At 63.4% G+C, this 26,147-nt stretch carries 28 protein-coding genes; 9 read left to right on the top strand and 19 right to left on the bottom strand.

The window, feature by feature from the left end:
* Positions 1 to 82: 82 nt before the first annotated feature.
* A complete protein-coding gene (locus tag D0Y60_RS05950; protein ID WP_117367769.1) occupies positions 83 to 817 on the bottom strand; it encodes an anti-sigma factor in 735 nt (244 codons plus the stop codon).
* On the bottom strand, positions 814 to 1,353 hold the full coding sequence (locus tag D0Y60_RS05945; RefSeq protein ID WP_117367767.1) for a sigma-70 family RNA polymerase sigma factor: 540 nt from the start codon (positions 1,351 to 1,353) through the stop codon (positions 814 to 816). The genes D0Y60_RS05950 and D0Y60_RS05945 overlap by 4 nt, the downstream gene beginning before the upstream one ends.
* A 124-nt stretch (positions 1,354 to 1,477) precedes the next feature.
* On the opposite strand from D0Y60_RS05945, the gene argB reads away from it, so the two are divergent.
* On the top strand, positions 1,478 to 2,365 hold the full coding sequence (argB, locus tag D0Y60_RS05940; protein WP_117367765.1) for an acetylglutamate kinase: 888 nt from the start codon (positions 1,478 to 1,480) through the stop codon (positions 2,363 to 2,365).
* 34 nt (positions 2,366 to 2,399) lie between these two features.
* On the opposite strand, the gene D0Y60_RS05935 is transcribed toward argB, so the two are convergent.
* Complete coding sequence (locus tag D0Y60_RS05935) at positions 2,400 to 3,302, bottom strand: EamA family transporter (RefSeq protein ID WP_117367763.1); 903 nt, start codon at positions 3,300 to 3,302, stop codon at positions 2,400 to 2,402.
* Between the two features lie 103 nt (positions 3,303 to 3,405).
* Here D0Y60_RS05935 and D0Y60_RS05930 point away from each other — a divergent pair, with 103 nt between their 5' ends.
* Entirely contained in the window at positions 3,406 to 4,101 is a 696-nt protein-coding gene (locus tag D0Y60_RS05930) for a pyrimidine 5'-nucleotidase (RefSeq protein ID WP_117367761.1), read from the top strand.
* A 134-nt stretch (positions 4,102 to 4,235) separates the two neighbouring features.
* On the top strand, positions 4,236 to 5,201 hold the full coding sequence (locus D0Y60_RS05925) for an EF-hand domain-containing protein (RefSeq protein ID WP_158565410.1): 966 nt from the start codon (positions 4,236 to 4,238) through the stop codon (positions 5,199 to 5,201).
* A gap of 130 nt (positions 5,202 to 5,331) precedes the next feature.
* On the opposite strand, the gene D0Y60_RS05920 is transcribed toward D0Y60_RS05925, so the two are convergent.
* The 3 genes from D0Y60_RS05920 to rmuC form a co-directional block, all read right to left on the bottom strand.
* On the bottom strand, positions 5,332 to 7,662 hold the full coding sequence (locus D0Y60_RS05920) for a methyl-accepting chemotaxis protein (RefSeq protein WP_117367757.1): 2,331 nt from the start codon (positions 7,660 to 7,662) through the stop codon (positions 5,332 to 5,334).
* 286 nt (positions 7,663 to 7,948) lie between these two features.
* Positions 7,949 to 8,851, bottom strand: coding sequence for a ribokinase (locus D0Y60_RS05915; RefSeq protein ID WP_117367755.1), 903 nt, complete (start codon positions 8,849 to 8,851; stop codon positions 7,949 to 7,951).
* Positions 8,852 to 8,894: 43 nt separating this feature from the next.
* A complete protein-coding gene (rmuC, locus tag D0Y60_RS05910) occupies positions 8,895 to 10,088 on the bottom strand; it encodes a DNA recombination protein RmuC (protein WP_117367753.1) in 1,194 nt (397 codons plus the stop codon).
* A gap of 122 nt (positions 10,089 to 10,210) precedes the next feature.
* Between rmuC and def the strand changes: the two genes are divergently transcribed.
* The 3 genes from def to truA are packed head-to-tail and all read left to right on the top strand — an operon-like array spanning position 10,211 to position 12,452.
* A complete protein-coding gene (gene def / locus D0Y60_RS05905; RefSeq protein ID WP_117367751.1) occupies positions 10,211 to 10,735 on the top strand; it encodes a peptide deformylase in 525 nt (174 codons plus the stop codon).
* Positions 10,736 to 10,764: 29 nt separating this feature from the next.
* The gene (gene fmt / locus D0Y60_RS05900) at positions 10,765 to 11,709 is read left to right on the top strand and encodes a methionyl-tRNA formyltransferase (RefSeq protein WP_117367749.1); all 945 of its coding nucleotides are present in this window, start codon (positions 10,765 to 10,767) and stop codon (positions 11,707 to 11,709) included.
* Complete coding sequence (truA, locus tag D0Y60_RS05895) at positions 11,709 to 12,452, top strand: tRNA pseudouridine(38-40) synthase TruA (protein ID WP_117367747.1); 744 nt, start codon at positions 11,709 to 11,711, stop codon at positions 12,450 to 12,452. The genes fmt and truA overlap by 1 nt, the downstream gene beginning before the upstream one ends.
* On the opposite strand, the gene D0Y60_RS05890 is transcribed toward truA, so the two are convergent.
* From D0Y60_RS05890 to dapD, 4 genes are all read right to left on the bottom strand, one after another.
* Positions 12,449 to 13,045: a hypothetical protein gene (locus D0Y60_RS05890; RefSeq protein ID WP_117367745.1), complete on the bottom strand. Its 597-nt coding sequence runs from the start codon at positions 13,043 to 13,045 to the stop codon at positions 12,449 to 12,451. The genes truA and D0Y60_RS05890 overlap by 4 nt on opposite strands.
* On the bottom strand, positions 13,032 to 14,225 hold the full coding sequence (gene dapE / locus D0Y60_RS05885) for a succinyl-diaminopimelate desuccinylase (RefSeq protein WP_117367743.1): 1,194 nt from the start codon (positions 14,223 to 14,225) through the stop codon (positions 13,032 to 13,034). Before dapE ends, D0Y60_RS05890 begins: the two co-directional genes overlap by 14 nt.
* Positions 14,226 to 14,315: 90 nt before the next feature.
* Entirely contained in the window at positions 14,316 to 14,702 is a 387-nt protein-coding gene (locus D0Y60_RS05880) for a DUF805 domain-containing protein (protein WP_117367741.1), read from the bottom strand.
* A gap of 3 nt (positions 14,703 to 14,705) precedes the next feature.
* A complete protein-coding gene (gene dapD / locus D0Y60_RS05875) occupies positions 14,706 to 15,563 on the bottom strand; it encodes a 2,3,4,5-tetrahydropyridine-2,6-dicarboxylate N-succinyltransferase (RefSeq protein WP_117367739.1) in 858 nt (285 codons plus the stop codon).
* 174 nt (positions 15,564 to 15,737) lie between these two features.
* Here dapD and D0Y60_RS05870 point away from each other — a divergent pair, with 174 nt between their 5' ends.
* On the top strand, positions 15,738 to 16,631 hold the full coding sequence (locus D0Y60_RS05870; protein WP_117367737.1) for an LOG family protein: 894 nt from the start codon (positions 15,738 to 15,740) through the stop codon (positions 16,629 to 16,631).
* Positions 16,632 to 16,647: 16 nt separating this feature from the next.
* Here the strand turns inward: D0Y60_RS05870 and D0Y60_RS05865 are convergent, their stop codons facing one another.
* Positions 16,648 to 17,007 carry a hypothetical protein gene (locus D0Y60_RS05865; RefSeq protein ID WP_147324496.1) on the bottom strand — a complete coding sequence of 120 codons (360 nt, stop codon included), beginning with the start codon at positions 17,005 to 17,007 and terminating at the stop codon, positions 16,648 to 16,650.
* Positions 17,007 to 17,948 carry a nucleoside hydrolase gene (locus D0Y60_RS05860; protein ID WP_117367733.1) on the bottom strand — a complete coding sequence of 314 codons (942 nt, stop codon included), beginning with the start codon at positions 17,946 to 17,948 and terminating at the stop codon, positions 17,007 to 17,009. Before D0Y60_RS05860 ends, D0Y60_RS05865 begins: the two co-directional genes overlap by 1 nt.
* Before the next feature lie 183 nt (positions 17,949 to 18,131).
* On the opposite strand from D0Y60_RS05860, the gene D0Y60_RS05855 reads away from it, so the two are divergent.
* Both D0Y60_RS05855 and D0Y60_RS05850 read left to right on the top strand, forming a co-directional pair.
* Positions 18,132 to 18,563 (top strand): Hsp20 family protein, encoded by a 432-nt coding sequence (locus D0Y60_RS05855; protein ID WP_117367731.1) that lies wholly within the window; start codon positions 18,132 to 18,134, stop codon positions 18,561 to 18,563.
* A 131-nt stretch (positions 18,564 to 18,694) separates the two neighbouring features.
* Positions 18,695 to 18,955 carry a DUF1150 family protein gene (locus D0Y60_RS05850; RefSeq protein ID WP_117368422.1) on the top strand — a complete coding sequence of 87 codons (261 nt, stop codon included), beginning with the start codon at positions 18,695 to 18,697 and terminating at the stop codon, positions 18,953 to 18,955.
* Between the two features lie 21 nt (positions 18,956 to 18,976).
* Here the strand turns inward: D0Y60_RS05850 and trmB are convergent, their stop codons facing one another.
* The 7 genes from trmB to D0Y60_RS05815 form a co-directional block, all read right to left on the bottom strand.
* Positions 18,977 to 19,678 carry a tRNA (guanosine(46)-N7)-methyltransferase TrmB gene (gene trmB / locus D0Y60_RS05845; protein WP_117367729.1) on the bottom strand — a complete coding sequence of 234 codons (702 nt, stop codon included), beginning with the start codon at positions 19,676 to 19,678 and terminating at the stop codon, positions 18,977 to 18,979.
* 8 nt (positions 19,679 to 19,686) lie between these two features.
* Positions 19,687 to 20,925, bottom strand: coding sequence for a methionine adenosyltransferase (gene metK / locus D0Y60_RS05840; RefSeq protein ID WP_117367727.1), 1,239 nt, complete (start codon positions 20,923 to 20,925; stop codon positions 19,687 to 19,689).
* Between the two features lie 194 nt (positions 20,926 to 21,119).
* The gene (locus tag D0Y60_RS05835) at positions 21,120 to 21,539 is read right to left on the bottom strand and encodes a helix-turn-helix domain-containing protein (RefSeq protein WP_117367725.1); all 420 of its coding nucleotides are present in this window, start codon (positions 21,537 to 21,539) and stop codon (positions 21,120 to 21,122) included.
* Between the two features lie 147 nt (positions 21,540 to 21,686).
* Positions 21,687 to 23,273 (bottom strand): apolipoprotein N-acyltransferase, encoded by a 1,587-nt coding sequence (gene lnt / locus D0Y60_RS05830; RefSeq protein ID WP_117367723.1) that lies wholly within the window; start codon positions 23,271 to 23,273, stop codon positions 21,687 to 21,689.
* A 118-nt stretch (positions 23,274 to 23,391) separates the two neighbouring features.
* Positions 23,392 to 24,543, bottom strand: coding sequence for a hemolysin family protein (locus tag D0Y60_RS05825; RefSeq protein WP_117367721.1), 1,152 nt, complete (start codon positions 24,541 to 24,543; stop codon positions 23,392 to 23,394).
* Positions 24,544 to 24,552: 9 nt separating this feature from the next.
* Positions 24,553 to 25,062: an rRNA maturation RNase YbeY gene (gene ybeY, locus D0Y60_RS05820; RefSeq protein WP_117367719.1), complete on the bottom strand. Its 510-nt coding sequence runs from the start codon at positions 25,060 to 25,062 to the stop codon at positions 24,553 to 24,555.
* A gap of 14 nt (positions 25,063 to 25,076) precedes the next feature.
* Positions 25,077 to 26,129, bottom strand: coding sequence for a PhoH family protein (locus tag D0Y60_RS05815; RefSeq protein ID WP_117367717.1), 1,053 nt, complete (start codon positions 26,127 to 26,129; stop codon positions 25,077 to 25,079).
* Positions 26,130 to 26,147 lie beyond the last annotated feature (18 nt).

Raw genomic sequence — 26,147 nt, 5'->3', positions numbered from 1 at the left:
GACGGCACGATCTTTTTTATAGAGACCAGATTTTAAAACAAAAAAGCCGCGCAAAGCGCGGCTTGTGCGGCAATCCGGAAGATCATTCGAACCGGGCGGCTCCCGAGGCGATCACCGGGCCGGTCGCGCTTCCCGTCGGCGAACCGCCGAAAGGCTCAACGCTGACGGCCAGCACGGCCCCCTGCACGAGACGGCCGCGCATGACGGCGGGAACCGCCAGTTCCCCTTCGCCCGTCTGCGGCAGCACCCCGAGCGAGACCGGCGATTTGCCCTCCTCGACGAGCCAGAGCTCCAGCGATTTCTCTTTCTCCTTGCCAGCAGCGACGGGCGTGATGCGCAGCGCGCCATTGGCCTCGTCGTAGCGGGCGACGAGATTGATCGCCGCATTCTCGCCCGCGAGGTCCGCCACCAGCCGGCCATTGCTCATCGGGCGAGGCGCCATCAGCGTGCTCATCGACAGCGCAAGCCCGACGGATGTTACCAGTGAGGCAAGGGCGAGCGAACGCCACAGCGCCAGCGACTGCCAGAACCCGCCGGCCACCTTGCCGGAGAAGGCCGCATCCGGCGGCGAAGTGCCCAGAATACGCTGCTCGATGGCGGAGTAGGTTCGCGGCGGCGGTTGCAGCGCCTCGTAGTCGTCGTTGAAAGTCGAGAGGTTTTCCTCCCAGCGGTTCACCATGGCGGCGAACTGGCGATCCTTGGCAAGCCGTGCCTCCACCTTGCGGCGGTCTTCGGCCGAAAGCACCCCGAGCACATATTCGCCGGCGATCACCTCGTCGCGGCGGGGGTCTCTCATCTCTTTGTCGGACGCCGTCATCGGCTCATGCACTCTCTCAGTTTCAACAGGCTTCGGCGAAGCCAGGTTCGCATCGTGTTTAGGGGCACGCCGTGGATATCGGCAAGCTCTTCGTAGCTCAGACCCTCTATATAGGCACGCCGAACCGCCAATGCCCGATCGGGCTCCAGCGTTTCCATGCAGCCATCGATCCGGCGGCCCTCCGACCTCAGCACGACCGCCTCCTCTGGCGTCATGAGCGGGTCGGCGATATCATAGGCCGCATCGATATCCGATGCCACCGGTCTTCGCGCCCTGATGAGATCGATTGCCTGATTTCGCGCAATCGCCGCGAGCCATGCCATCGGGTTGGTCTCGCTTTCCACATAGCGGTCGGCGCGCTGCCAGATTTTCACATAGACGTCCTGCAATGCCTCTTCCGCCTCGCTTCTATCCCTGAGGATACGGAAACAAATGCCGAAAAGTTTCGACGCGCTTTTTTCATAGAGCACGGAAAACGCCTTGCGGTCCTTCAGGGACACGCGGCCGATCAGGTAGGATATCTCATTGCCGGCCACATGCGGCTCCCGTTGCTTGGGGCGAAGTCTTTTTCTGGCCCTACGCAGCAATGTGGCCGGCGGATCATTCCATCGTCACAAAACATGCGTTAAACAGGCGCCCATCCAATCCGACGAGGCCGCCATGTCCCTATCCGAAAGCGAAACCCAAGCCCGCCTTCTCGCCCAGGCCCTGCCCTATATGCAGCGCTACGAGAACAAGACCATCGTGGTGAAATACGGCGGCCATGCCATGGGCAACCCGGAACTCGGCAAGGCTTTCGCCAGCGATATCGCTCTCCTCAAGCAGTCGGGCGTCAACCCGATCGTCGTGCATGGCGGCGGCCCGCAGATCGGCGCTATGCTGACCAAGATGGGCATAGAATCGAAGTTCGAAGGGGGGCTCCGCGTCACCGACCAGAAGACGGTCGAGATCGTCGAGATGGTGCTGGCCGGTTCGATCAACAAGGAGATCGTCGCGCTCATCAACCAGACAGGCGAATGGGCGATCGGCCTGTGCGGCAAGGACGGCAACATGGTCTTCGCCGAAAAGGCCAAGAAGACCGTCGTCGATCCCGACAGCAATATCGAGCGTATCCTCGACCTCGGCTTCGTCGGCGAGGTTGTCGAAGTCGACCGCACATTGATCGATCTGCTCGCCAAGTCCGAGATGATTCCTGTCATCGCCCCGGTCGCACCGGGCCGTGACGGCCATACCTACAACATCAATGCCGACACCTTCGCCGGCGCCATCGCCGGTGCGTTGAACGCCACGCGCCTGCTGTTCCTGACCGACGTTCCCGGTGTGCTCGACAAAAACGGCCAACTCATCAAGGAACTCTCCGTCGCCCAAGCGCGCGAACTCATCAAGGACGGCACGATTTCCGGCGGCATGATCCCGAAGGTCGAGACCTGCATCGACGCCATCAAGGCCGGCGTGCAGGGCGTCGTCATCCTGAACGGCAAGACCGCCCATTCCGTGCTGCTCGAAATCTTCACCGAGCACGGCGCCGGCACGCTGATCGTGCCCTGATGCGCTCTGTCGGCGGCCCCGCGCCGCCGGTGTCCTACCAGAAGAGCAGGCCGAGGATGCCGCAGACGATCAGCAGGCATCCCACCACTTCCGTGCGGTTCACCCGCTCGTGGAACAGGAAGTAGGAGGCCATGAAGGTGAAGACGAGCTCGATCTGGCCGAGCGCGCGCACATAGGCGACCTGCTGCAGGCTCATCGCCGTGAACCAGCAGGCCGAGCCCAGCACCCCGGCAATGCCCACCAGCGCAGACGAGCGCCAACTCCGCAGCACCTGCACGATCTCGTTCTTGTCCTTCCACAGCATCCAGACCAGCATGAAGGCCGTCTGGAAGGTGGTGACGCAGGCGAGCGTCACCGCCGCGTTCATGATCGGGCCGGGACCATCCAGCGACAGCGACGCGCTGCGATAGGCAACGGCCGAGACACCAAAGACAGCACCCGAGGCGATGCCGATCAGCGCGGTGCGGCTGGTCAGCGCCGCAAACGTGTTGCGCCAGGAGAGCGGCGCGCGGGCAATCGAGATCAGCATCACCCCGATGACACCAACCACGATGGCAATGACGGCGCCGAAGGTTATGCGCTCGCCGAGCAGCACGAAGCCGAAGATCGCCGCCTGCACCGGCTCGGTCTTGGAATAGGCCGTGCCGACGGCGAAATTCCGGAGCGAGAAGAGATAGACCAGCAGCATGGTCGCGAAGATCTGCGCCAGACCGCCGACCACCGCCCAGAAGGCGAAGCGCCCATTGAGCGTGGGGAAACCAAGCCCGACACCCCAGTGCAGCACGACCACATAGAGGATCGCCAGCGGAAAGCCGTAGCCGAACCGCACGAAGCTCGCGCCGCGCGTGCCGAGCTTGCCCTGAAGGTGTTTTTGCAGGGCCGATCGCAGGTTCTGCAGGAAGGCGGCGGCGATGGTGATGGGGATCCAGAGTTCCATGCCCTGCCGCTAGCATGCGGGTTGCCGCAAATCCATCATCCGCACGGCCCGGCTCGCGAAAATTCCGTTTTCCTCGACGGTCCCCCGTGCCATAAGACGCCCTATGACCGATCTTCCGAACAAAGCCGATTTTTCCACCGTGCGTGACTGGGTCTTCGACCTCGACAACACGCTCTACCCGCATCACATCGATCTCTTCGCCCAGATCGACCAGAACATGACGGCCTATGTTTCGGCCCTGCTGGGTCTCACGCGCGAAGACGCGCGCGCCCTGCAGAAGCAATATTATTACGATCACGGCACGACGCTGAACGGGCTGATGATCCACCATAAGATCGATCCGGCCGACTTCCTGGAAAAGGCGCACGCCATCAATTACGGCGTGCTGTCGCCCGATCTGCCGCTCGGCGAGGCGATCCAGGCGCTGCCCGGCCGCAAGTTCATCTTCACCAATGGTAGTGTGAAACATGCCGAGATGGCCGCCAAGGCGCTCGGCATCTTCCACCATTTCGACGATGTCTTCGATATCGTGGCGGCCGAATATGTGCCGAAGCCGGCGGGTGCAACCTATGACAAGTTCATGGCGCTGCACCGGGTGGATACGCAGCATGCCGTGATGTTCGAGGATCTGCCGCGCAATCTCGTCGTGCCCAAAGCGCTCGGTATGAAGACCGTGCTGCTCGTGCCGCAGGACGCGAACCACGAATTCGTCGACGCCTGGGAAAAGCGCAGCGACGACGACCGGCATATCGACTATGCGACGTCGAACCTCACGGCCTTTCTCAACGCGCTTCTCTAATTAAGCCCGACATATTCCGGACATGGAAAAAACCCTTTTCTGCCAAAGGGTTGAATTACCAATTTGTAACTAGCACCGGCCGGCGTTCCCTCTATCCTGTCTTTCAAGGGACATGATGGATGAAAGGAACGACCATGGCTAAAAAGGAACTTCTTCTCGGCGCCGTCGCTGCCGGCCTTCTTCTCTCGGGTGCCGCGGCACCCGCTTTCGCCGCCAAGGGCGAAGGCAAACATCATCAGCGCCATGCCGCGATGATCGAACGCCTGGATACAAACAAGGACGGCAAGGTCTCGCTCGACGAGTTCAAGGCCAATGCCTCCGCCGCCTTCAAGACCTTCGATGCCGATGGCAATGGCCAGGTGACGAGGGACGAGATCAAGGCGCGCCATGCCGCCTTCAAGGCGGCCCGCAAAGCCGTTCACGATGCCGCGGATACCGACAAGGACAAGGCCCGCCAGGCGCTCCACGCTGCCGGCCCCTTCATCCTGCCCGGTGCGGGAAAAATGTTCGACCGGACCGATACGGACAAGAACGGCTCGCTTTCAGAAGCTGAAGTGCTCGCCGCGGCGGACACGATCTTCGCGCGCCGTGACGGCAACAAGGACGGCGCCCTCGATACGGCGGATGCCGGCGCGATGAAGGGCAAGGGCCATCACGGAAAGGGCCACGGCAAGGGTGGCGAAGAGCGCGCGGAGCGCATGCTGAAGCGTCTCGATACCGATGGCGACGGCAAGGTCTCGCAGGCCGAGATGCTGGCCCAGGCCACGAAGACCTTCGAGCGCTTCGATACCGACAAGAACGGTGAGGTCTCCAAGGCGGAGGTCGATGCCAAGCGGGACGCATTCCGCGATGCCCGCAAGGCGTTCCGCGCGGTGAAGTCGACCGACGACGAGGCTCGCAAAGCTGCCCGTGAGGCGCTTGGCGAAGCCCGCATGGACCGCATGGGCGCTCGCATGTTCGAACGCGCCGATACCGACAAGAACGGCACGCTAACCAAGGCCGAAATGGAAACCGCCGCCGCCACGCTGTTCAAGCAGCGCGACAGCAACGGCGACGGTTTCCTCACGCAGGATGAACTTGGCAAGCGTCCCAAGCGGTAACCTTCTTCCCGACAGCACGTCCGACTGAACGCCCCGGCCTCAAAACCGGGGCGTCTTTTTGCGCCGGCATCGCAAACAAAAAAGGCCGGCGTTTCCGCCGGCCTTCCTGTTAGGTTCGTTTGGCTTCGCCTCAGAACTCTTCCCAGTTGTCCTGGGCAAGTGCGGTGTTGCCGGCGACCTGCGGGATGGCGCGGGCGGTCGTGCGCGGTGCCTGGTAGCTGCTGCGCGCGGCGGCCTGCGGACGCGCAGCCTGCTGCATCGGCTGGGCAGCTGCCGCAGCGGCTCCGGCGCGGAAGCGGGCAACCAGCGACTTCAGCGTCTGTGCTTCGTCGTTCAGCGCCATCGACGCGGCGGTGGTTTCTTCCACCATCGCGGCGTTCTGCTGCGTCACCTGATCCATCTGGTTGACGGCCGAGTTGATCTCCTTGAGGCCGACGGCCTGTTCGGAGGCCGACTGCGAGATCTGGCGGATCAGGCCGTTGATCTGGATGACCTGATCGGCGATGTTTTCCAGCGCCTCGCCGGCCTTGCCGACGAGATCCACGCCTTCGCGCACCTGCACCTCCGAGGTGTTGATGAGCGCCTTGATCTCCTTGGCCGCCTTGGCCGAGCGCTGGGCGAGTTCACGCACTTCCTGCGCCACGACCGCAAAGCCCTTGCCGGCTTCACCGGCACGCGCCGCCTCGACGCCGGCATTCAGCGCCAGCAGGTTCGTCTGGAAGGCGATCTCGTCGATGACGCCGATGATGTTGGAGATTTCGCCCGAGGAGTGCTCAATACCATGCATGGCGGCGATCGCCTTCTGCACGACCTCGCCGGACTTACTGGCGTCGCTGCTGGCCGTTTCCACGGATTTGGCGGCAACGCGGGCATTGTCGGCACTCGAATTGACCTGCGAGGTCAGCTGATCGAGGGCGGCAGCGGTCTCTTCCAGGCTGGCCGCCTGTTGCTCGGTGCGGTGGGACAGGTCGGCCGCGCCGCGGGAAATCTCGCCCGTGCCGCCACCGATATTGCCGACCGAGGCGTTGACCGTCTGGATCGTTTCTTCGAGGCTGGCGATGGCCGAGTTGAAATCGGTCTTCAGCTTGCCGTATTCGCCGGGGAAATCGCCCGACAGGCGGAAGGTGAGGTTGCCGGTCGACAGCTGTGCGAGGCCGTCGCCGAGGCGGGCGACGATATCGCGCTGCAGGGCGCTGGATTCGGCGCGCTCGGCTTCCGAACGGCCGCGTTCGGCCTCCGTCAGCTGGCGCTGGCTGTTGGCTTCGGCTTCCAGGCGCTTGGTATCGGCAAGCTGGTGGCGGAAGCCCTCCAGTGCCTTGGCGACGGAGCCGGTTTCGTCCGAGCGGTCCTGGCCGGCGATGGGCTGGGTGTAGACGCCGTTGCTCAGTGTCGCGACGTCAGCGACGAGACCAGCGAGCGGCTTCTGCACGAAGGTGCGCACCGCGAAATAAAGACCAGCGAGCACGGCACCCAGAACGATCAGGCCGCCGATGATCATCATAAAGGTCTGATCCTGCACCGGCGCGTTGATCGCGGCGCGCGGCACGTCGACAATGACGGCCCAGGTCGTGTTGATGTCGGGCAGCGCGAACGGATAGACGACGCGGTCGAAGGAGGCGAGTTCGCCGAAGGTGAGGTTGGCGATATGGCCAATCTTGCCGGTCGCCAACGAGTCCTTCACCACCTCGTTGCCTTCGCCGTCATATTCCTTCATCAGCAGCTCGACCGTCGGCGCGACGATCCACTTGGCGCCTTGGGAGACCAGCATGACGCGGCCTTCGCCGAAGGGCTTCAGCTGGCTGAGCTTTTCATAGAGGGTCTTCAGCGATACGTCGACGCCGGTGACGCCGATCATCTTGCCATTGACATTGACCGGATAGGCGATGGAAGCCATCGTCAGGCCGTCGCCGGTGGACGTTTCCTGGTAGGGCTGGCTCATGGCGCCCTTGCCGCTCTTGGCGGCGAGCGAGTACCACTCGGCCTTGTAGTCGGATTCGAAGGTCGACAGCGTGATGTTACCGTCCTTGCGCTTCGTCCAGTAGGGATTGAACGAGCCGTCCTTGTGGGTGCCGGTCTCCAGCTGTTCCGCCATGCCGCGCGACTTGCCGTCGAAGGCATTCGGCTCTTCGGCAAACCAGCTGCCCAGTGCAAAGCTGTTCTTCTCAGTGTTGGCCTTGAGGATGGCAACGACGTTCTTGCGATCCATGAAGCCCGCGGCCTGGCCCTGCTCGATGACACCGCCCATGGCGCGCGCGGCACCGGCAAGCGCGCCGATATCGGCGGCGATGTCGGAGGCGATCGCCTTCGCTTCGGTATCGGCCTGCGTATAGACGAGATCGGAAACACGGCTCTGGGTCTGGCCGATCAGGACGGTGTTGGAAGCAAGCATCACCAAGGCGATCGTGCCGCCGGTGACCAAGATGAGCTTCGTCGCGAGCGACTTGGCCTTGAACTTGAACATGAAATCCTCACGATGATAGACGTCCGTGGCGGACAGCCACGAAGAAGCACATTCACTGGGCAGGGATCTCCATCATGGAGTGCGCGGCGCAGGACCAGCGCCAGAGACGGACCACCCCCTTCAAGGCGCGGTGTCTGAAGACTTCAGTAACCGATAAAATATTAATAAATAACCAAACGCTAACACCACGAAGTGGCTCAACTGGCTGAATTCTCAGGCATCGCACGCAATGCGATGCCTGATTTTCTATCTGCGAAATCCCGGTGACGTCGCAGTTGCACTGTCCTTAGATATTCGCATCTACGGTCGCGGCGAAGGGGATCGACGGCTGAGCGCCAGGTTTGAGGCAGGCAAGCGAGCCTGCGACGGAGGCCCGGCGCAGCGCATCCTTGAAGGCAAGGCCGGTATCGAGCGAGGCGGCAAGGTAGCCGCAGAACGTATCGCCTGCCCCCACCGTATCGACCGGCTCGATGGTAAGGCCGGAAGCGCGGAAGATCTCGCCCTTGCGGATCGCGATGACTCCATCGGCGCCGAGCGTCACGATGATCGTCTGGCTGCTTTCGGCATGCAACGCCCGCAGGGTCGCCTCGCGCGCCTCGTCCGACAGTTCACCCTTGCCGACGAACAGGTCGAACTCCGTCTCGTTGGCAACGAGGATATCGGCCATGGCACCGAGGCGGCGGGCCTCCGCGCTGAAGGGAGCTATATTGATGATCGAGGTGACGCCCTTCTGCTTGGCGGCGACGAGGGCCGTCTCGATGGAGGCGTTTGGGATTTCGAACTGCAGCATCAGATAGTCGCCGCGCGTCATGGCGCCGACAGTCCGCTTGGCGTCTTCCTCGGTGACCGTGCCATTGGCGCCGGGCACGACAACGATGACGTTTTCGCCGTCATCCTCGGCGACGAGGATATGGGCGGTGCCCGTGGCTTCGGCTGCCGAGCGCACCGCATTGAGATCGACGGCGGCATCGGCGAGCAGCGCGAGTGCCTGGCTGCCGAGGCGGTCGTCGCCGACGGCGCCGGCCATGCGTACCATCGCGCCGGCGCGGCGGGCGGCGAGCGCCTGGTTGGCACCCTTGCCGCCGGCGGCGGTTGTGAAGCTTGTGCCCATGACGGTTTCACCGGGCTTCGGCAGGCGTTCTGGCGTGGCGATGAGGTCCATGTTGATGGAGCCGAAGACGGTGATCATGAGAGTTGCCCCTGTTGTTTCCGCCGGACACTGCCCGAGGCGATCAGTCTTCGTCAACTATCCTCAGGCGCAACTGGCCTGACCGGCTTTCAACTGTTGCTTCCGCCTGTGGAGAAGGCGCCGAAACCGTCTCGAATTCCAGCTCGCCGATGCGCGCGCCGCGGCGCGCAAGCTTCTCCGTCGAGGTGAGAATCAGGTCCACGTCCTTCTGCGCCGACGTGAAATGACCGTGCAGCTTGCGCACCCGGTCGTCGAGCCGCGTCAAATCGTCCATCAGCCTGACGACCTCGCCCTGGATGACATGGGCCTGCTCGCGCATGCGCTGGTCCTTCAGAAGCGCCTGGAGCACCTGCACCGAGAGCATCAAGAGCGAGGGCGAGACGATGACGATGCGGGCGCGGTGCGCCTTCTGCACGACGGGCTCAAAATTCTCGTGAATGCTGGCGAATATCGATTCCGATGGCACGAAGAGGAAAGCGGTGTCCTGCGTCTCGCCGGCCAGAAGATATTTTTCGGCGATATCGCGGATATGGATTTCCATGTCGCGGCGGAACTGCTGGGCGGCAGCCTTGGCCGCCTCCGGCGAACGCCCATCCGACATCGCGTTCCAGGCTTCGAGCGGGAATTTGGCGTCGACGACGAGCGGCGGCTGGCCGTTCGGCATGCGGATGGTGCAGTCGGGCCGCACGCCGTTGGAAAGCTGCGCCTGGAACTGGTAGGCGCCCGACGGCAGGGCGTCGGCGATGATGGTCTCCATGCGCGACTGGCCGAAGGCGCCACGGGTCTGTTTGTTGGAGAGGATGGCCTGCAGGCCGACGACATCCTTCGCCAGAGACTGGATGTTGGTCTGGGCCGTGTCGATGACGGCAAGCCGCTCCTGCAGGCGGCGCAGGTTCTCGTGCGTCGCGCGGGTCTGCTCGGAGATCGACTGGCCGAGCCGCTGGGTCAGCCCGTCGAGCCGTGCGTTGATCGCGTGGTTGGTCTCCGACTGCTTGGCGCCGAAGACCTCGGCCATGGCCGCCACACGTCCCTGCATTTCCGTCTGCGCCTTCAGGAGTTCGGTGAAGCGCTGCTCCGCCATCGCGGCCTCTTCGCGTCGGTGCGCCCGGCTGCGGCGTGCCGATAGCAGAGCGAATGTGCCGAGAAGCACGGCTGCAAGCAGCACCAGCACCGGGCCGGGACCACCGAGCCGCGCGAGCAGAGAGGCGACGAGACTATCGAAGGAAGGATCAATCATGCAGCGACCATACCATGGTTTGCCGCGGAAACCAGATCATAACGTGAACAAATTCGATGTGCCGGCCGCGTCGTACAGGCCAAGCCGATTGAAAGCGCCAAAAAACCGCGCTAAGGAGGCGCATGACCATCAAGCCGCTGATTATCCTTCCCGATCCGATCCTTCGCCAGGTTTCGAGCCCAATCGCGACCATCGACAGCGAGGTGAAGAAGCTCGCCGACGACATGCTGGAAACCATGTACGATGCGCCCGGCATCGGCCTTGCCGCGATCCAGATCGGTGTCGCGCGGCGCATGCTCGTGCTCGACGTATCGAAGGACGGCGAGGACAAGCAGCCGCTCGTCTTCATCAACCCGGAAATCGTCGCCTCCACGGATGCGCGTTCGGTCTATGAGGAAGGCTGCCTGTCGATCCCGGATTATTATGCCGAGGTCGAACGCCCGGCCGGAATCACCGTCAAACATCTCGACCGCGACGGCAAGGAGCAGCTGACGGAGGCCGACGGCCTGCTCGCCACCTGCCTGCAGCACGAGATCGACCATCTGAACGGCGTGCTGTTCATCGACCATATTTCCAAGCTGAAGCGCGAAATGGTGATCCGCAAGTTCACCAAGGCCGCGAAGCTGCGCGGCAGCAAGGCGCTCTGAGGCCGCCTTAACCTCACGGAGGCTGACCGATGGCCCTTCGCATCATTTTCATGGGCACGCCGGATTTCTCCGTTCCGACGCTTGCGGCCCTCAAGCAGGCCGGCCACGAGATCGTCGCCGTCTATTCGCAGCCACCCCGCCCCGCCGGCCGACGCGGCCTGGAACTGGTGAAATCGCCGGTGCATCAGGCCGCCGAACTGCTCGGTATTCCTGTCCGCACGCCCGTCAACTTCCGCGAAGAGGCCGATCGCGAAGCGTTTCGCGAACTGGATGCGGATGTGGCCGTCGTCGTCGCCTATGGGCTGCTGCTGCCGGAGGCAATCCTCTCGGGCACGCGTCTGGGCTGCTATAACGGCCACGCTTCGCTCCTGCCACGCTGGCGCGGGGCCGCCCCCATCCAGCGGGCGATCATGGCGGGCGATGCCGAGACCGGCATGATGGTCATGAAGATGGACAAGGGGCTAGACACCGGTCCCGTCGCAATGACCAGCCGTGTCGCGATCACCGATACGATGACGGCGGGCGAACTGCACGACAAGCTGATGCAGGCCGGCGGCAAGCTGATGGCGGACGCCATGGGCAAGCTCGAGGCCGGCGACCTGACGCTGACGCCGCAGGCAGACGACGGCGTGCTCTACGCCGCCAAGATCGACAAGGCCGAGACACGCATCGATTTCTCCCGTTCGGCCCGCGACGTGCACAATCATATCCGTGGCCTCTCGCCCTTCCCCGGCGCCTGGTTCGAGCTGCCGATCGCCGGCAAGCCGGAGCGTGTGAAGGTTCTGGCAAGCGCCCTTGCCGCTGAAACGCCCGGCAAGCCGGCCGGCACGGTGATCGACGATCAGCTGACCATTACCTGCGGCGATGGCGGTGCGGTGCGGCTCGTGCGCCTGCAGAAGGCCGGCGGCAAGCCGCTCGATGCCGGCGATTTCCTGCGCGGCACGCCCGTCGCGGCGGGTCAGGTCCTTTCCTGATGCCGCGCTATCGCCTGCGCATCGAATATGACGGCACGCCCTATGTCGGCTGGCAGCGACAGGACAACGGTCCCTCCGTGCAGGGCGCCATCGAGGCGGCGATCCTGTCGCTGACGGGCGAAACCGTGTCCATTCGCGGCGCGGGGCGCACGGATTCCGGCGTGCATGCCAGGGGACAGGTCGCCCATGCCGATCTTTCCCGCGACTGGAAGGAACACACGCTGCGCAACGCGCTGAACGCCCATCTCGGCATGGCGGGCGAGCGCGTCGCCATTCTCGATGCGGCCGAAGTGCCGGATGATTTCGACGCGCGCTTTTCCGCGAAGAAGCGGCACTATCTCTATCGCATCATCTCCCGCAAGGCACCACTGGCGCTGGAGGCGCACCGGGCCTGGTTCGTCGCGAAGGATCTCGACCACGAAGCGATGCATGAAGCCGGGCAGATGCTGGTCGGCCGGCATGATTTCACGACCTTTCGCGCCGCCCAGTGCCAGGCGAACAGCCCGATCCGCACGATCGACCGGCTGGAGGTGACGCGCAGCGGCGATCTCATCGAGATGCGCGTCTCGGCGCAGAGCTTCCTGCACAACCAGATCCGCTCCTTTGCCGGCACGCTGAAGCTGGTCGGCGAAGGCAAGTGGACTGCGGAGGACGTGCGCACAGCACTCGAAGCGCGCGACCGCAAGGCCTGCGGCCCCGTAGCGCCGCCGGACGGCCTCTACTTCATGGCTGTGGATTATTAAGCCGGCAGGGTCCCGAGCAGCCCCTGCAATTCCTGTCCTGCGATCATTGGCGGCAACACGAAAATTGCCGTGATGGCAGCAGCGAGCAGCGTCTGCTTGCCGACGCACATCCACACCAGCCGGAATTGCAACACGACGCTTGCGCCAAAGATCACATAGAGCAGCAGGCCGGAAAAGGTAGCACTTGCTGGTAGAACAAGCGTCAGCGCAAACGGGATTGCGGCGGCATAGGCGAAGGGCACCGCAATCCAGTTGCTCGCCGTCACAACGGTTGCCAAGTATTTACCATAGCCAAGTGGACGGGCGAGCACGACCAGCAACGCCAGCGGCAGCAGCCAGCCGACGAGATCGATGAAGGCAAGCTTCATGAAGAAGTTCAGCCCGGCATGGGTCTCCGCGGGCATGCCAGCAAGATAATAGAGCCGCCACGAGGCCCAGATAACGGCGAAGGCGGGCAGGCACCAGACGATGGCCCAGAACGAGCGGGCGAAACCGCGCATCGTCAGGTCCAGCCAGCCGAAACCATCCTGCTTCTGTTTCAATAGCAGCAGAACGCCGGTCAAATAGTACAGGACCTCATCAAGTCCGGGCATCGCCGAACCAGCGTTGGATGAAGGTTTCATAGATCACGGTCAGCGTTTCCAGATCGGCGACCGCCACGCGCTCGTCCACCATATGCATGGTCTGGCCGACGAGGCCGAATTCCAGCACCGGGCAATAGTCCTTGATGAAGCGCGCATCGGACGTGCCGCCCGTCGTCGAGAGTTTCGGCGCGCGGCCGGTGACGGCTTCGACGGCGCCCGACATGGAGGCGATCAGGCTGTTGTTGCGCGTCAGGAAGACATGGCTCGGGCGCTCGGCCCAGGTGATGTCGTAGGAAAGCGGCGCGCGGCCGGGGCGCAGCTTCTCGTCGGCGGCCGCGGCATCCAGCCGGCGCACGATCTCCCCCATCACAGTCTCGGCCGTCCAGGTGTCGTTAAAGCGTATGTTGAAGCTCGCCGTCGCCTTGCCGGGCACGACATTGGTCGCGCGGTTGCCGACGTCGATGGTCGTCACTTCGAGGTTCGACGGCTGGAAGCCCTCCGTGCCGGCATCGAAGGGCGGGTGCATCAGCGCGTCGGTGAGCGCGACGATGCCGCGCACGGCATTGTCGGCGAGATGCGGATAGGCGGCGTGACCCTGCACGCCGTGAACGGTGACGGTGCCGGAGACGGAGCCGCGCCGGCCGATCTTGATCATGTCGCCAAGCCGGTCCGGGTTGGTCGGCTCGCCCACGAGGCAGGCATCCCAGCGCTCGCCGCGTTCGGCGGCCCATTGCAGGAGCTTTATCGTGCCGTTGACGGCTGGACCTTCCTCGTCGCCGGTGATGAGGAAGGAGATGGAGCCCTTCGGCGGGCCGTTCTTTGCGATATGGCGGGCGACGGCCGCGACGAAGCAGGCAATGCCGCCCTTCATGTCCACGGCACCGCGGCCGAACATCTCGCCGCCGGAAATCTCGGCACCGAACGGATCATGCGTCCAGGCGGCCGCATCGCCGACGGGCACGACATCCGTATGGCCGGCGAACATAAGGTGCGGCCCTTCTGTGCCGATGCGGGCGTAGAGGTTCTCGATATCGGGCATGCCGGGCTCGGTCGCCACCATGCGCTGCACCTTGAAGCCGAGCGGCTCCAGCATGGCGGCAAGGGCCGTCAGTGCGCCGCCTTCGGCCGGCGTCACGGAGGGGCAGCGGATGAGCGTTGCAAGGTTCTGAATCGGATCGGCAGAGGTCATGAGGCACGCGGTCACGGCATGAGAACAGGGAGAAGCGAGATGTAGCCCATGGCCGAGGGATTTGTCACGCGCGGGCGTGGGCTGCGACCGTCAGTCTTTGGGACGATTGGTCACGTGCCCGTAATCGTTCGGACCGTTGGTACCGGGCCAGACGAGGAAGGCGATGAGCGCGAAAATGGAGATGGCCGGAACGAACAGGCAGATGATCAGCGGCACAGGCAGGTTCATATCGTGCAGCCGCTTGATCGTCAAAAGGATGGAGGAGACCGTGGAGACGAGACCGACACCGACGAACACGAAGGACCAGAACAGGAAGGACGGATCTTCCTTAGGCACCATGACGATCTGCGTCAGCGCGGCCGAAAGCAGCATCAGCCAGAAGGCCCAGCCGAGCGCGAAGGGCGCGCGGCTGAGGCGGCCGGACCAGCCGAAGAAGAGCCAGGTGAGGCTCGGCCCCTGCTCTTCGACCGTGGCCATGGCTTAGTCTCGCAGCAGTTCGTTGATGCCGGTCTTCGAGCGGGTTTGGGCGTCAACGCGCTTGACGATGACGGCGCAGTAGAGGCCGGGCGCCGGCAGGCCGTTCGGCATGGTCTTGTCCGACGGCATGGAGCCGGCGACGACGACCGAATAGGGCGGCACTTCGCCATAGGTCACTTCGCCGGTGGCGCGGTCGACGATCTTGGTCGACTTGCCGATGAAGACGCCCATGCCGAGCACGGAGCCTTCACGCACGATGCAGCCTTCGACGACTTCCGAACGGGCGCCGATGAAGCAATTGTCCTCGATGATCGTCGGGCCGGCCTGCATGGGCTCCAGCACGCCGCCGATGCCCACACCGCCCGAAAGATGCACATGCTTGCCGATCTGCGCGCAGGAGCCGACCGTCGCCCAGGTATCGACCATCGTGCCCTCGCCGACATAGGCGCCGAGATTGACGAAGGAGGGCATCAGGATGGCGTTCGGCGCGATGTAGGCCGAGCGGCGCACGACGCAGTTCGGCACGGCGCGGAAGCCGGCCTTCTCGAATTCGTTGACGCTCCAGCCGTCGAACTTGGAGGGCACCTTGTCCCACCAGGAGGATTCGCCCGGACCACCCTTGACGATTTCCATCGGGTTGAGGCGGAAGGAGAGCAGCACGGCCTTCTTGAGCCACTGATTGACCGTCCAGTTGCCGTCCTCGCCGCGTTCGGCGACGCGCACCTTGCCCGTGTCGAGCAGGTTCAGCGCCGTCTCCACCGCGTCGCGGACTTCGCCGCGCGTTCCGGTGTTGATGCCGTCCCGTTCCTCGAAGGCGCGGTCGATGGTTGCGGACAATGCGGACAGGTTGGACGTGCTCATCGGAATTCCTTAAACTTCGACACTTATTTTTGATTGTCGGGATACCGGAAGGTCGATTTCATCAATCTGCAAGATGCTCTAGAGCAAGTGCCGGGAAAGATGAAGCCCCTTTCCGGCAGATACTGTCGCACGGGCGAAATGGTAATCCCGTGGGCGAAGAAAGCAGGACATCGCATGGCAAGATTGAAAAAGAAGAGCCTCCGCCGCAAGGACGGCGTGTGGGATCCGTTGGCCGACAGCGCGCAGGATAAGCACCGCGCCGCCGTGGTACCGCAGACGCCGCAATCGGCCCATCCCGCCTATCGGCTTGCCTATGTCGACGACGATTTTCTGTGCCGCGAGGAGCTGCGCCCAGTGCGTCTGCAGCTCGAGCTGCTGAAGGTCGAGATGATGCTCGCCGAGCGCGGCATCAAGTCGACCGTCGTGATGTTCGGCGGTGCACGCATCCCCGCCCCCGGACAGGAAGCCTGGGCGGCGCGCAACGAGACGCAGCGCGCCAATCTCGAGGCGGCCTCGGTCTATTACACGGAAGCGCAGAAGTTCGCGCGGCTCTGCTCGGAGCGCTCGGCGGAACTCGGCTATAAGGAATATGTCGTCGTGACCGGCGGCGGGCCGGGCGTGATGGAGGCGGGCAATCGCGGCGCGGCCGATGTCGGCGCGCCCTCGATCGGCCTCAACATCGTCTTGCCGCACGAACAGGCGCCGAACCCCTATGTAACGCCGGAGCTGAGCTTCAACTTCCACTATTTCGCGATCCGCAAGATGCATTTCCTGCTGCGCGCCAAGGCGGTCACGGTGTTTCCGGGCGGTTTCGGCACGCTGGACGAACTGTTCGAGACGGTAACCTTGATGCAGACCGGCCGCATGGCGCTGGTGCCGCTCATCCTGTTCGGCAAGGACTTCTGGCACAAGATCATCGACTTCGATGCCCTTGCCGCCTTCGGCACAATCGCGCCCGGCGATGTCGAGCTGATGCAGTTCGTCGAGACGGCCGACGAGGCCTGGGACATCATCGTCAAATTCTACGAGAAGATGGAAGCCGAACACGCGGCTGCCGCACACGGCTGAGGCGGGCTGCCCGCGCCTATTTGCGTTCGGTCGGCTGCGCCTGCAGCCGGCCGCGCGACCGTGAACGTGTCGCGCTGGCGAGACGCTGCGTCGCCTCCTTCAGCTCCAGTTCGGTAAACAGCGGCTGGTATTCCGGCCGCAGCATCAGGGCTTCCATGGAAAGTTCGGCCTTGCCCGCATCGAGCAGGCGCTCAAGCCCCGTCGTACCGGGCTTGAAGACGAGATCCTTCGCCGCGGCCACGCCGCCGTTCAAGAGCACGAAGCGGCGCAGCAGCACCGGGCGGAAGCCGAGTTCCGCGAAGCGGTCGTAGAGGCCCATCATCTCCTTGTGGAAACGGGCCTCCACCGCAGGGCTGGCACTGCGCGGCCCCCGCATCACAGGCGGCCGACGCGCTCGGTGAGCAGCGCGAAGAAACCGTCGGCATCGACATCCTTCATGACGCGCGCATTGTGCTTGCGGCCGGTGACCTGCCACCAGTCGATGACCGTCATGCCCACCGTCAGCGGCGAGGCCGTCTCGATCTCGACATTGCAATCGCGGCCAGCAAAGAGCTCCGGCTTCAGGAGATAGGCGATAACCGTCGGGTCATGCAGCGGGCCGCCGTCGGAGCCGTATTTCTCCACGTCGAAGCGCTCGAAGAATTCGAGCATCTCGACCAGGGCGGTCGCCGGACGATTGGCGATTTCACGCAGCTTGGCCACACGGCTCTTCAGCGTCAGCACCTTGTGCGTGACGTCGAGCGGCATCATGACGATGGGGATGCCGGACTGGAAAACGGCGGCGGCGGACTCAGGGTCGACATAGATGTTGAATTCGGCAGCCGGCGTGATGTTGCCGCCCTCGAAGAAGCCGCCGCCCATCATGACAAGTTCGCGCACGCGACCGGCGACATCAGGGGCTTTCTGGAGGGCCGTCGCGATATTGGTGAGCGGGCCGAGCGTGCAGAGCGTCACGCTGCCCTCGGGCTCATTGCGCAGCGTCTCGATGATGAAATCGACGGCGTGCTGCGCCTGCAAGGGCATCTGCGGCTCGTGCAGCTCCGGACCGTCGAGACCGGTCTTGCCGTGCACGTGCTCGGCGGTGATCAGCGGACGGGCGATCGGCTTGTCGGCGCCGGCGAAAACCTTGACGTCGGTGCGCGCGCAGAATTCCAGGATGATGCGGGCATTGGTCGAGGTGCGCGACAGCGGCACGTTGCCGGCCACCGTGGTGATGCCGAGGATCTGGAGTTCCGGGCTGCCGAGCGCCAGCATGATCGCGGCGGCATCGTCCTGCCCCGGATCCGTGTCGATGATGATTTTCCGAGGCTCGGACATGCCGTTTCCATCCCGTGTTTCTTATGATTCGTGGCGCGTCTCGCGCGGGCGAAGCGGCGACTATATTTGCGAAATCGCCGTTCGCAAGCGTCTTGCGCCGAAGACGCGCAATCACCATATTGCAGTCATCGGGATGCCGAGACCGGGTCCCGCCACAGTCGCTTGAAAGCCAAGGACTAGACGATGACACGCATGACCCCTTTTGCCAGCCCGCTGATGCTGGGTTTCGACGCCATGGAAAAGACCCTCGAGCGCATCGCCAAGGGCAATGATGGCTATCCCCCCTACAATATCGAACGCCTTCGTCCGAACGGCGATACCGGAGCGCCCGAGCGCCTGCGTATCACGCTCGCCGTTGCGGGTTTCTCCGAAGAGGAACTCGACGTGACAACGGAAGAAAACCAGCTCGTCATTCGCGGCCGCCAGGTCGACAATGGTGAGCGGGATTATCTTTACCGCGGCATCGCCGCCCGCCAGTTCCAGCGTACCTTCGTGCTTGCCGACGGCATGCGCGTTCAGGGCGCCGAGCTGAAGAACGGTCTCCTGTCGGTGGATCTCGTCCGGCCCGAGCCGGTTCGAATGGTAAAGAAAATTAACATTTCCGTATCAGACTAGATCATGAGCCGTTCCTGCGGGAACAACCGCCGGACCGTCTCGAGCGTAACCTGATCGCTGACGCACCGAGCGCCATTGTGGCCGCGGGCGCCCAGCGGCCGGCAGATGCCGGCATTGCCATGGAGGCAAAGATGGGACTGAAAATCGCAACCCCGACTACCGTTTCGAAGGCAGACCTTGCGCATCTCGGCGCCGGCGAAGTCGGTTACATCAGGAAGATGAAGGCCGACGAAGTGTCGCGTGTCTTCCCGGAAGCCCCGGAAATCGATCCGAGCCTGGATCTCTGGGCCCTGTTCGGCGCCGACGGCACGCCGATCCTGCTGACCGACAACCGTTCCAGCACCTTCTACAAGGCTGCCGAAGACGAGCTGCGCACAGTCAGCCTGCACTAAGTCTGAAGATCAGGCCTTCCGTTAGAGCCGACGGAAGGTGAGATAGGCCGACTTGCGGCCTTCGCGCTTGGCCTTGGCCTCGTAGCGCGTGCCCGGCCAGCCGGCATAGGGCGTGAGCCAATCGGCCGCGTTTTCCGCGGTCCACACGAAAGCGGGATGCGCCCCGCAGTGCATAAGCGTCCAGTTGACATAGGTGTCGATGTCGGACGCGAAGCAGAAGAGCCCGCCCGGCTTCAGCACGCGGGCAAAGCGGTCCAGATTGACCTTTGAGACGAACCGCCTCTTCCAGTGCTTCTTCTTAGGCCACGGATCCGGATAGAGCAGGTCGATCTGATCAATCGAATTGGCGGGGAGCCAGTCGAGCAGCTCTGTCGCATCGTCATCGTAAAGCCGGATGTTCTTCACGCCCGTTTCCTCGACGCGGCCGATCAGCTTCGCCATGGAATTGACGAAGGGCTCGACACCGATGAAGGCGGTCTTGGGGGTTTCCAGCGCGCGGTGAATGAGATGTTCACCACCGCCGAAGCCGATTTCCAGGCGCATGCGATCCGGCTTGAAGCCGTAGAGCGTGGTGATATCAGCCGGAGCCTCGGTCGTGAGATCGACCTTCAGCTCCGGCAGCAGGGTTTCGAGATGCTGCACCTGCCGCTCGCGCAGGGGTTTTCCCTTGCGCCGGCCGAAAAAGGCCTCGCTGGCGCGGGTGGGGTGCTCGGCATCGCTCATGTCAGGTCTCAGTTCTTCACGGCATCCTTGAGGGCCTTGGCGAGATCGACGCGTTCCCAGGAGAACGAGCCGTCGCGGCCGGCCTTGCGGCCGAAATGGCCGTAAGCGGACGTCTTGGCATAGATCGGCTTGTTGAGATCGAGGTGGCGGCGGATGCCCGAAGGCGACAAGTCCATGACCTTGCGGATTGCGTCCTCAACGGCGTCTTCGCTAACCTTGCCAGTGCCATGCAAGTCGACATAGACCGAGAGCGGCTGGGCGACGCCGATGGCGTAGGACAGCTGGATCGTGCAGCGGTCGGCAAGGCCGGCAGCCACGACGTTCTTGGCGAGGTAGCGTGCGGCATAGGCGGCCGAACGGTCGACCTTGGTCGTGTCCTTGCCGGAGAAGGCGCCGCCGCCATGGGGAGCTGCGCCACCGTAGGTGTCGACGATGATCTTGCGGCCGGTCAGGCCCGCGTCGCCATCCGGGCCGCCGATGACGAACTTGCCGGTCGGGTTGATGTACCAAGCGCAATCGTCGGCGATCTTGATGTCGTGCAGGGCTTCGCGAATATAGGGCTCGACAACCTCACGCACCTTCTTGGAATCCCAACTGTCATCGAGATGCTGGGTGGAAAGCACGATGGAGGCGACGTCGGCGGGCTTGCCGTCGACGTAGCGGACCGTCACCTGGCTCTTGGCATCGGGGCCGAGCTTGCCGGCATCGCCCTCGCCCTTCTTGCGGGCATCGGCGAGGAGCTGGAGAATGCGGTGCGAATAATAGAGCGGCGCCGGCATGAGTTCCGACGTTTCGCGGCAGGCGTAACCGAACATGATGCCCTGGTCGCCGGCACCCTCGTCACCCTGCTTGTCGGCAGCATTGTCGACACCCTGGGCAATATCGGCGGACTGCGAGTGCAGGAGCACGTCGATCTTCGCCGTCTTCCAGTGGAAACCGTCCTGCTCGTAGCCGATGTCGCGGATCGCCTTGCGGGCGGCCGACTTGAACTTGGAGGGATTGATGACATCCTTGCCGTCCTTGTCCTTCTTCAGGAGGCTCGGCGGCAGGCGCACTTCACCGGCGATCACGACGCGGTTCGTCGTCGCAAGCGTCTCGCAGGCAATACGGACCGACCAGGGATCGACCTTCGACTTCACGGCTTCGCGATAGACCAGATCGACGATCTCGTCGGAGATACGGTCGCAAACCTTGTCCGGATGGCCTTCGGCGACGGACTCGCTGGTGAAGAGATAGCTGCTGCGCATGCGGGAATTCCCCTCAAAGAAAAATGACTTCGACGTTGTTATTCAGTTCATCGGGGAAAGACAAGCACACAAGGACATAAGAATGTCTTTATGTCCCGGATTTCCGGGCGATCCGCCCCGTCGAAAATCAGGATACGCGACGGAAAAGGGCGGCCTGCCCGCCGCCCCTTCATCTCATGCAACAATGGATGGGATCACTCGACTTCGGCTTCGGCGGCCAGCGCCTTCACAAGATCGACAAGCTTGCGGCGCACCTTGGGATCGCCGATCTTCACGAAGGCGCGGTTGAGCTGCAGGCCCTCGGAAGAAGACAGGAAATCGACCACGTAATTGGAGCTCGACGCCTCGGCGAGGCCGGCCTGAGCATCCGACTGATCGCCCGGTGCGTCCTCGAAGAAGAAGGAGACGGGTACGTTGAGAATGCTCGAAATGTTCTGCAGGCGGCTGGCGCCGACGCGGTTCGTGCCCTTCTCGTATTTCTGAATCTGCTGAAAGGTGATGCCGAGGCTCTCGCCCAGCTTCTCCTGGCTCATGCCAAGCATGGTCCTGCGAAGCCGGATCCGGCTTCCGACATGAATATCTATCGGATTCGGCTTCTTTTTGTTTTCCATCATCACTTTCGTCCTAACGCGGAATGGCCCCACCCTTCCGGCAGCCTTAACGAAGACTTAACGTCACGTTGTATGCGCAACCTCTTAAGGGCTACCACAATACAGGAGAACGGCCGGCGGGTTGCACTATGCTATTTTAGGGGTTTTGGGTCAATTCATCCTGTTTCTAAAACCAATACGAGAAATCGCCGCCGCCGCAAATAGAGCAGCAAGCACGGCTATAAACGACCAACCCTGCCGTTTCGCCCTGTCGGCAACCTGAATTCTTCCCGGGAGGGTTGCATCGACAAATCCGGGCGTATCATATGATATACCTGTGACAATAGCCCCCCGGCTGTCCACCACGGCCGAAATGCCGTTATTGGCGGCGCGAATCAGTGGCAGGCCGCGCTCGACGGCGCGCAGGCGTGCCTGCAGGAAGTGCTGGTAGGGACCGGGCGTGTTGCCGAACCACGCATCGTTGGTAATGTTGAGCAGCGCCGCGGCCTGTTCTGCCGCGTCATTGATCTCCGAGGGGAAGATCGCCTCGTAGCAGATCAGCGGATAGAAGCCCTTGCTGGCAGCGGTCAGAAGCTGATGCTCCCGGGCGGCGGAAAAGCCGCCGGGCATGGCCGCGACGGCCGAGACGCCGAGGCTTTCGAAGGCCTCCTCGAAGGGCATGTATTCGCCGAAGGGCACGAGATGCACCTTGTCGGCGGCCGAGACAATCTGGCCCTTGCCGTCGATGACATAGATGGAATTGTAGTAGCGCGGCGCCTTGCCGGAGCCCGCGCTTTCCGTGCGCACGGCACCGGCGATCAGTACCTGATCGTCCTCGAGCACATCGGCGATGCGCACCAGCGCATCGGGATTGTCCGTGAGGATGAAGGGAATGGAGGTCTCCGGCCAAACGATGACATCGGGCCGCTTGCCGCCCTCGGCCGGTTTTTCGGCACTCAACTTCAGATGCTTTTCAAAGATTTCGGCGCGGGCGGAATCGTCGAGCTTCAGCGCCTGATCGATGACCGGCTGGATGAGGCGCACGACGGTGGCCTCGCCCGGCGGCGGCGTTACGAAATGAAGAATGTAGTAGCCGTAGCCGATATGGGCGGCGAAGAGCAGCGTGGCGAGCGCCAGGCCCGGCATGCGGCCGCGCCGCGTGCCGATCAGCGCCGGGGCGGCGAAGACGAAGACGGCAAGGGCATTGATCGCGGCAAGGCCGAGAACGCCCGACGACTGCATGAGAAGCGGGACCGGCATGGCGCCGTAGCCGACCGCATTCCACGGAAAGCCGGTGAAGAACGTGCCGCGCAGCCATTCCGCGACGCCGAAGGCGAAAGCGAGCGCCGCGATGCGGCCCATGCCATCCGACCAGAAGAGGCGTGCGATAGCGGCGGCGAGACCATAATAGAGCGCGAGGAAGGCCGGCAGGCCGAGAATGGCGAGTGGCAGCGCCCAGGCATAATCGTCGGCTTCCACCAGAAGCGCATTGCCGAGCCACCAGAGCCCGCCGACGAAATAGCCGAAGCCGAAGAACCAGCCGATACGGAAGGCGGGCGCGAGGCGCCTGAAAAAACCGGCTTCCGGCGCGGCACTTGCGCCGTCCAGCAGCCAGACGAGCAGGGTGAAGGACACGAAGAGCGCCGCGAAGAAACCGAAGGGCGGCAGCGCCAGCACCCCGATCAGACCCGCAAGAAATGCCACCAGCGCCCGTCTCGTTCCAGACAGGAGCATGACCGTGCCCGCGAGCCGCTCCATGCCGTCCCCTTTTTTGATGTCCCCGAATCAGCCGCGCCAGTCTTCCAAAAAACCAACGCCTTGTCCTACCGTAACACAGGACAAGGCGCAGATCATTTTAGGGATCAGGCAGATGGCGTCAGTCGGCGTTCGCCTTGCCGGCCTGCTGTTCCGGTGTCTGCTGACGGTCGGCGGCAGCGTTCGTGCCCTCGCCTTCCGGCCGGCGCTCGCGGCGGCGCACCGAGCCGGCGCGCTTGCGGGTGACGCGCACGCGCTTGACGCGGCGCGGATCGGCATCGAGCACATGGAATTCGAAACCGGGCACGGCCTGCACCACCTCGCCGCGCACGGGGATGCGGCCGAGCGAGGCGAAGATCAGGCCGCCGAGCGTATCGGCATCCTCGAGCTGTTCGCGGATGTCGAAATCCGGACCGATGGCCTCTGCCAGCTCTTCCAGCTCGACACGGGCATCGGCGATGAACACGTCGTCGCTGACGCGCTGGATCATCGCTTCTTCATCGTCGTGCTCGTCCTCGATATCGCCGACGACCATCTCGACGATATCCTCCAGAGAGGCGAGGCCGTCCGTGCCGCCATATTCGTCGATGACCAGCGCCATCTGCGTGCGGTCGGCTTGCATGCGCGCCATCAGGTCGGCGGCCAGCATGGACGGCGGCACGAAGAGAACCTGGCGGATGATGCCGGCTTCGGCGACGGTTTTCGACAGATCGACGCGGCCGAGGTCGAATTCGGCTTTTGGCGCACGGGCCGGCTTCTCGCCATTGGCGGGTGCCGCCTTGGCGCCGGTACGGCGCTTGTTGCGAGCCTGCTTGGTGACATAGGCGAGCAGGTCGCGGATATGCACCATGCCGCGCGGGTCGTCGAGGCTTTCATTGTAGACTGGCATGCGTGAGCGGCCGGAATCCTCGAAGATCACCATCAATTCCGCGATCGTAATGTCCTGATCGACGGCCTCGATATCGGCGCGTGGCACCATAACGTCCTCGACCCGTACTTCACGGAAGCGGAGAATGTTGTGCAGCATCGCCCGTTCTTCGGGCAGGAAGGCCGGCTCGCCGCCGGTGTCTTCCGTCATCAGGGCCTCGGCAAGATCCTTGCGCAGTGTAGAGGCACCCGTCATGCGCCAGAGCCGGGCTGCGCGGGACCAGAAGGATGTCCGGCCTCCGCTTTCCTGCTTCGGCGCGCTGGTACTACTGCCCGCCTCGTCCTGACTGGAGGCGTCCGCCTCGTGCTTTTCCGTCGTCGCCGACTGATTTCTGAAGTCGCTCATTGGTCCAAACTATTCATCGGGGTCATCCCCATAGGGGTCAGATAGGCCAAGCCCGGCAAGAATGCGAGTCTCCAGCCCCTCCATTTTTTCCGCTTCCTCGTCGTCCATGTGATCATAGCCGAAGAGATGCAGAAATCCATGCACCATCAGATGCGTGAGATGGTCGTCGAAGGACTTGCCGAGTTCGCCCGCCTCGCGGGTCAGCGTTTCCTCAGCGAAGATGATATCGCCGAGCATCGGACCCGGCATTTTTCCGGGCGTCACCGGGAAGGCCGGGAAGGACAGGACATTGGTCGGCTTGTCTTGGCTGCGCCATTGCGCATTGATGCCGCGGATCTCGGCATCATTGGTAAAGACGAGCGAGACTTCCGGTGCGCCGGTCTTCGGAAAGGGCTGCTTTTCCGTCTTGCGCAGATAGTCGACGGCGGCACCCAGCACGCGCGCGCTCATGTCGGCAAGGCGTTCCTCGGAGGGCCATTGGCCCTCCTCGATGGAGATCTGGATATCAAGTTCGCTCATCGGGTAACGACCGCTCAGCGGTCGGTCTGCTCGCTTTCGTCCTGCACGGCGGTCGTCGCCTCATAGGCCCGGACGATGCGGGCGACCATCGGGTGGCGCACCACGTCGACGTCCTTGAAGCGGACGACCGAGACGCCCTCGACGCCCTTGAGGATCTGCAACGCTTCGACGAGTCCGGACTTCACGCCGCGCGGCAGGTCCACCTGGCTCGGATCGCCGGTGACGATCATGCGGCCGTTTTCGCCGAGACGCGTCAGGAACATCTTCATCTGCATCGACGTCGTGTTCTGCGCCTCGTCTAGGATGACGGCGGCGTTCGCGAGCGTGCGGCCGCGCATGAAGGCAAGGGGCGCGATCTCGATGACGCCGGCGGTGATGGCCCGTTCGACCTTGTCGCCCGGCATCATGTCGTAGAGCGCGTCATAGAGCGGGCGCAGATAGGGATCCACCTTCTCCTTCATGTCGCCGGGCAGGAAGCCCAGGCGCTCGCCGGCTTCCACCGCCGGACGGGACAGGATGATGCGATCCACCGCGCCGCGCTCCAGAAGCTGGGCGGCATAGGCGACCGCGAGATAGGTCTTGCCCGTGCCGGCCGGGCCGACGCCGAAGACGAGCTCGGACCGCTCCAGCGCGCGGATATACGTATCCTGCGTCGGCGTGCGGGCGGCGATCGTCTTCTTGCGGGTGGAGATTTGCGACATGGAGAGCTTGGCCTTGCGCTCCATGGTCGGCAGCGACAGCTGATCGTCGGCGGCAATCGCCATGCGGATGGCGCCCTCAACGTCGGACAGCTCGATCGAGCCGCCCTTCTGGAGACGGTCATAAAGATAATCCAGCGCCCGACGGGCCTGGCTTGTCGCGACGACATCACCGGAGATGGAAACGGAATTGCCGCGGGCGCGCGCATCGATATGGAGGCGCTGTTCGAGCAGCTTCAGATGCTGGTCGAACTGACCGAAAAGCTCGCTTGCGTATCGATTGTTTTCGAACGTGAGCACGAATTGATTTACGTCGGTCTGGTTCTTCGACTGGCGCGGCGAGGACGTCATCAGTTCGTGTCCGTTCAAGCGGTCAAGCTCCTTGCG

The organism is Shinella sp. WSJ-2 (assembly GCF_003432075.1).
In the GTDB taxonomy this organism is placed as follows: domain Bacteria; phylum Pseudomonadota; class Alphaproteobacteria; order Rhizobiales; family Rhizobiaceae; genus Shinella.
This window is presented reverse-complemented; position numbering and strand designations above follow the sequence as displayed.

Bases quoted from the DNA above. Each gene is read 5' to 3' on its own strand.
- D0Y60_RS05950 (WP_117367769.1), bottom strand. From the start codon at position 817: ATGACGGCGTCCGACAAAGAGATGAGAGACCCCCGCCGCGACGAGGTG.
- argB (WP_117367765.1), top strand. From the start codon at position 1,478: ATGTCCCTATCCGAAAGCGAAACCCAAGCCCGCCTTCTCGCCCAGGCC.
- D0Y60_RS05935 (WP_117367763.1), bottom strand. From the start codon at position 3,302: ATGGAACTCTGGATCCCCATCACCATCGCCGCCGCCTTCCTGCAGAAC.
- D0Y60_RS05930 (WP_117367761.1), top strand. From the start codon at position 3,406: ATGACCGATCTTCCGAACAAAGCCGATTTTTCCACCGTGCGTGACTGG.
- D0Y60_RS05925 (WP_158565410.1), top strand. From the start codon at position 4,236: ATGGCTAAAAAGGAACTTCTTCTCGGCGCCGTCGCTGCCGGCCTTCTT.
- D0Y60_RS05920 (WP_117367757.1), bottom strand. From the start codon at position 7,662: ATGTTCAAGTTCAAGGCCAAGTCGCTCGCGACGAAGCTCATCTTGGTC.
- D0Y60_RS05915 (WP_117367755.1), bottom strand. From the start codon at position 8,851: ATGATCACCGTCTTCGGCTCCATCAACATGGACCTCATCGCCACGCCA.
- rmuC (WP_117367753.1), bottom strand. From the start codon at position 10,088: ATGATTGATCCTTCCTTCGATAGTCTCGTCGCCTCTCTGCTCGCGCGG.
- def (WP_117367751.1), top strand. From the start codon at position 10,211: ATGACCATCAAGCCGCTGATTATCCTTCCCGATCCGATCCTTCGCCAG.
- fmt (WP_117367749.1), top strand. From the start codon at position 10,765: ATGGCCCTTCGCATCATTTTCATGGGCACGCCGGATTTCTCCGTTCCG.
- truA (WP_117367747.1), top strand. From the start codon at position 11,709: ATGCCGCGCTATCGCCTGCGCATCGAATATGACGGCACGCCCTATGTC.
- D0Y60_RS05890 (WP_117367745.1), bottom strand. From the start codon at position 13,045: ATGCCCGGACTTGATGAGGTCCTGTACTATTTGACCGGCGTTCTGCTG.
- dapE (WP_117367743.1), bottom strand. From the start codon at position 14,225: ATGACCTCTGCCGATCCGATTCAGAACCTTGCAACGCTCATCCGCTGC.
- D0Y60_RS05880 (WP_117367741.1), bottom strand. From the start codon at position 14,702: ATGGCCACGGTCGAAGAGCAGGGGCCGAGCCTCACCTGGCTCTTCTTC.
- dapD (WP_117367739.1), bottom strand. From the start codon at position 15,563: ATGAGCACGTCCAACCTGTCCGCATTGTCCGCAACCATCGACCGCGCC.
- D0Y60_RS05870 (WP_117367737.1), top strand. From the start codon at position 15,738: ATGGCAAGATTGAAAAAGAAGAGCCTCCGCCGCAAGGACGGCGTGTGG.
- D0Y60_RS05865 (WP_147324496.1), bottom strand. From the start codon at position 17,007: ATGCGGGGGCCGCGCAGTGCCAGCCCTGCGGTGGAGGCCCGTTTCCAC.
- D0Y60_RS05860 (WP_117367733.1), bottom strand. From the start codon at position 17,948: ATGTCCGAGCCTCGGAAAATCATCATCGACACGGATCCGGGGCAGGAC.
- D0Y60_RS05855 (WP_117367731.1), top strand. From the start codon at position 18,132: ATGACACGCATGACCCCTTTTGCCAGCCCGCTGATGCTGGGTTTCGAC.
- D0Y60_RS05850 (WP_117368422.1), top strand. From the start codon at position 18,695: ATGGGACTGAAAATCGCAACCCCGACTACCGTTTCGAAGGCAGACCTT.
- trmB (WP_117367729.1), bottom strand. From the start codon at position 19,678: ATGAGCGATGCCGAGCACCCCACCCGCGCCAGCGAGGCCTTTTTCGGC.
- metK (WP_117367727.1), bottom strand. From the start codon at position 20,925: ATGCGCAGCAGCTATCTCTTCACCAGCGAGTCCGTCGCCGAAGGCCAT.
- D0Y60_RS05835 (WP_117367725.1), bottom strand. From the start codon at position 21,539: ATGATGGAAAACAAAAAGAAGCCGAATCCGATAGATATTCATGTCGGA.
- lnt (WP_117367723.1), bottom strand. From the start codon at position 23,273: ATGGAGCGGCTCGCGGGCACGGTCATGCTCCTGTCTGGAACGAGACGG.
- D0Y60_RS05825 (WP_117367721.1), bottom strand. From the start codon at position 24,543: ATGAGCGACTTCAGAAATCAGTCGGCGACGACGGAAAAGCACGAGGCG.
- ybeY (WP_117367719.1), bottom strand. From the start codon at position 25,062: ATGAGCGAACTTGATATCCAGATCTCCATCGAGGAGGGCCAATGGCCC.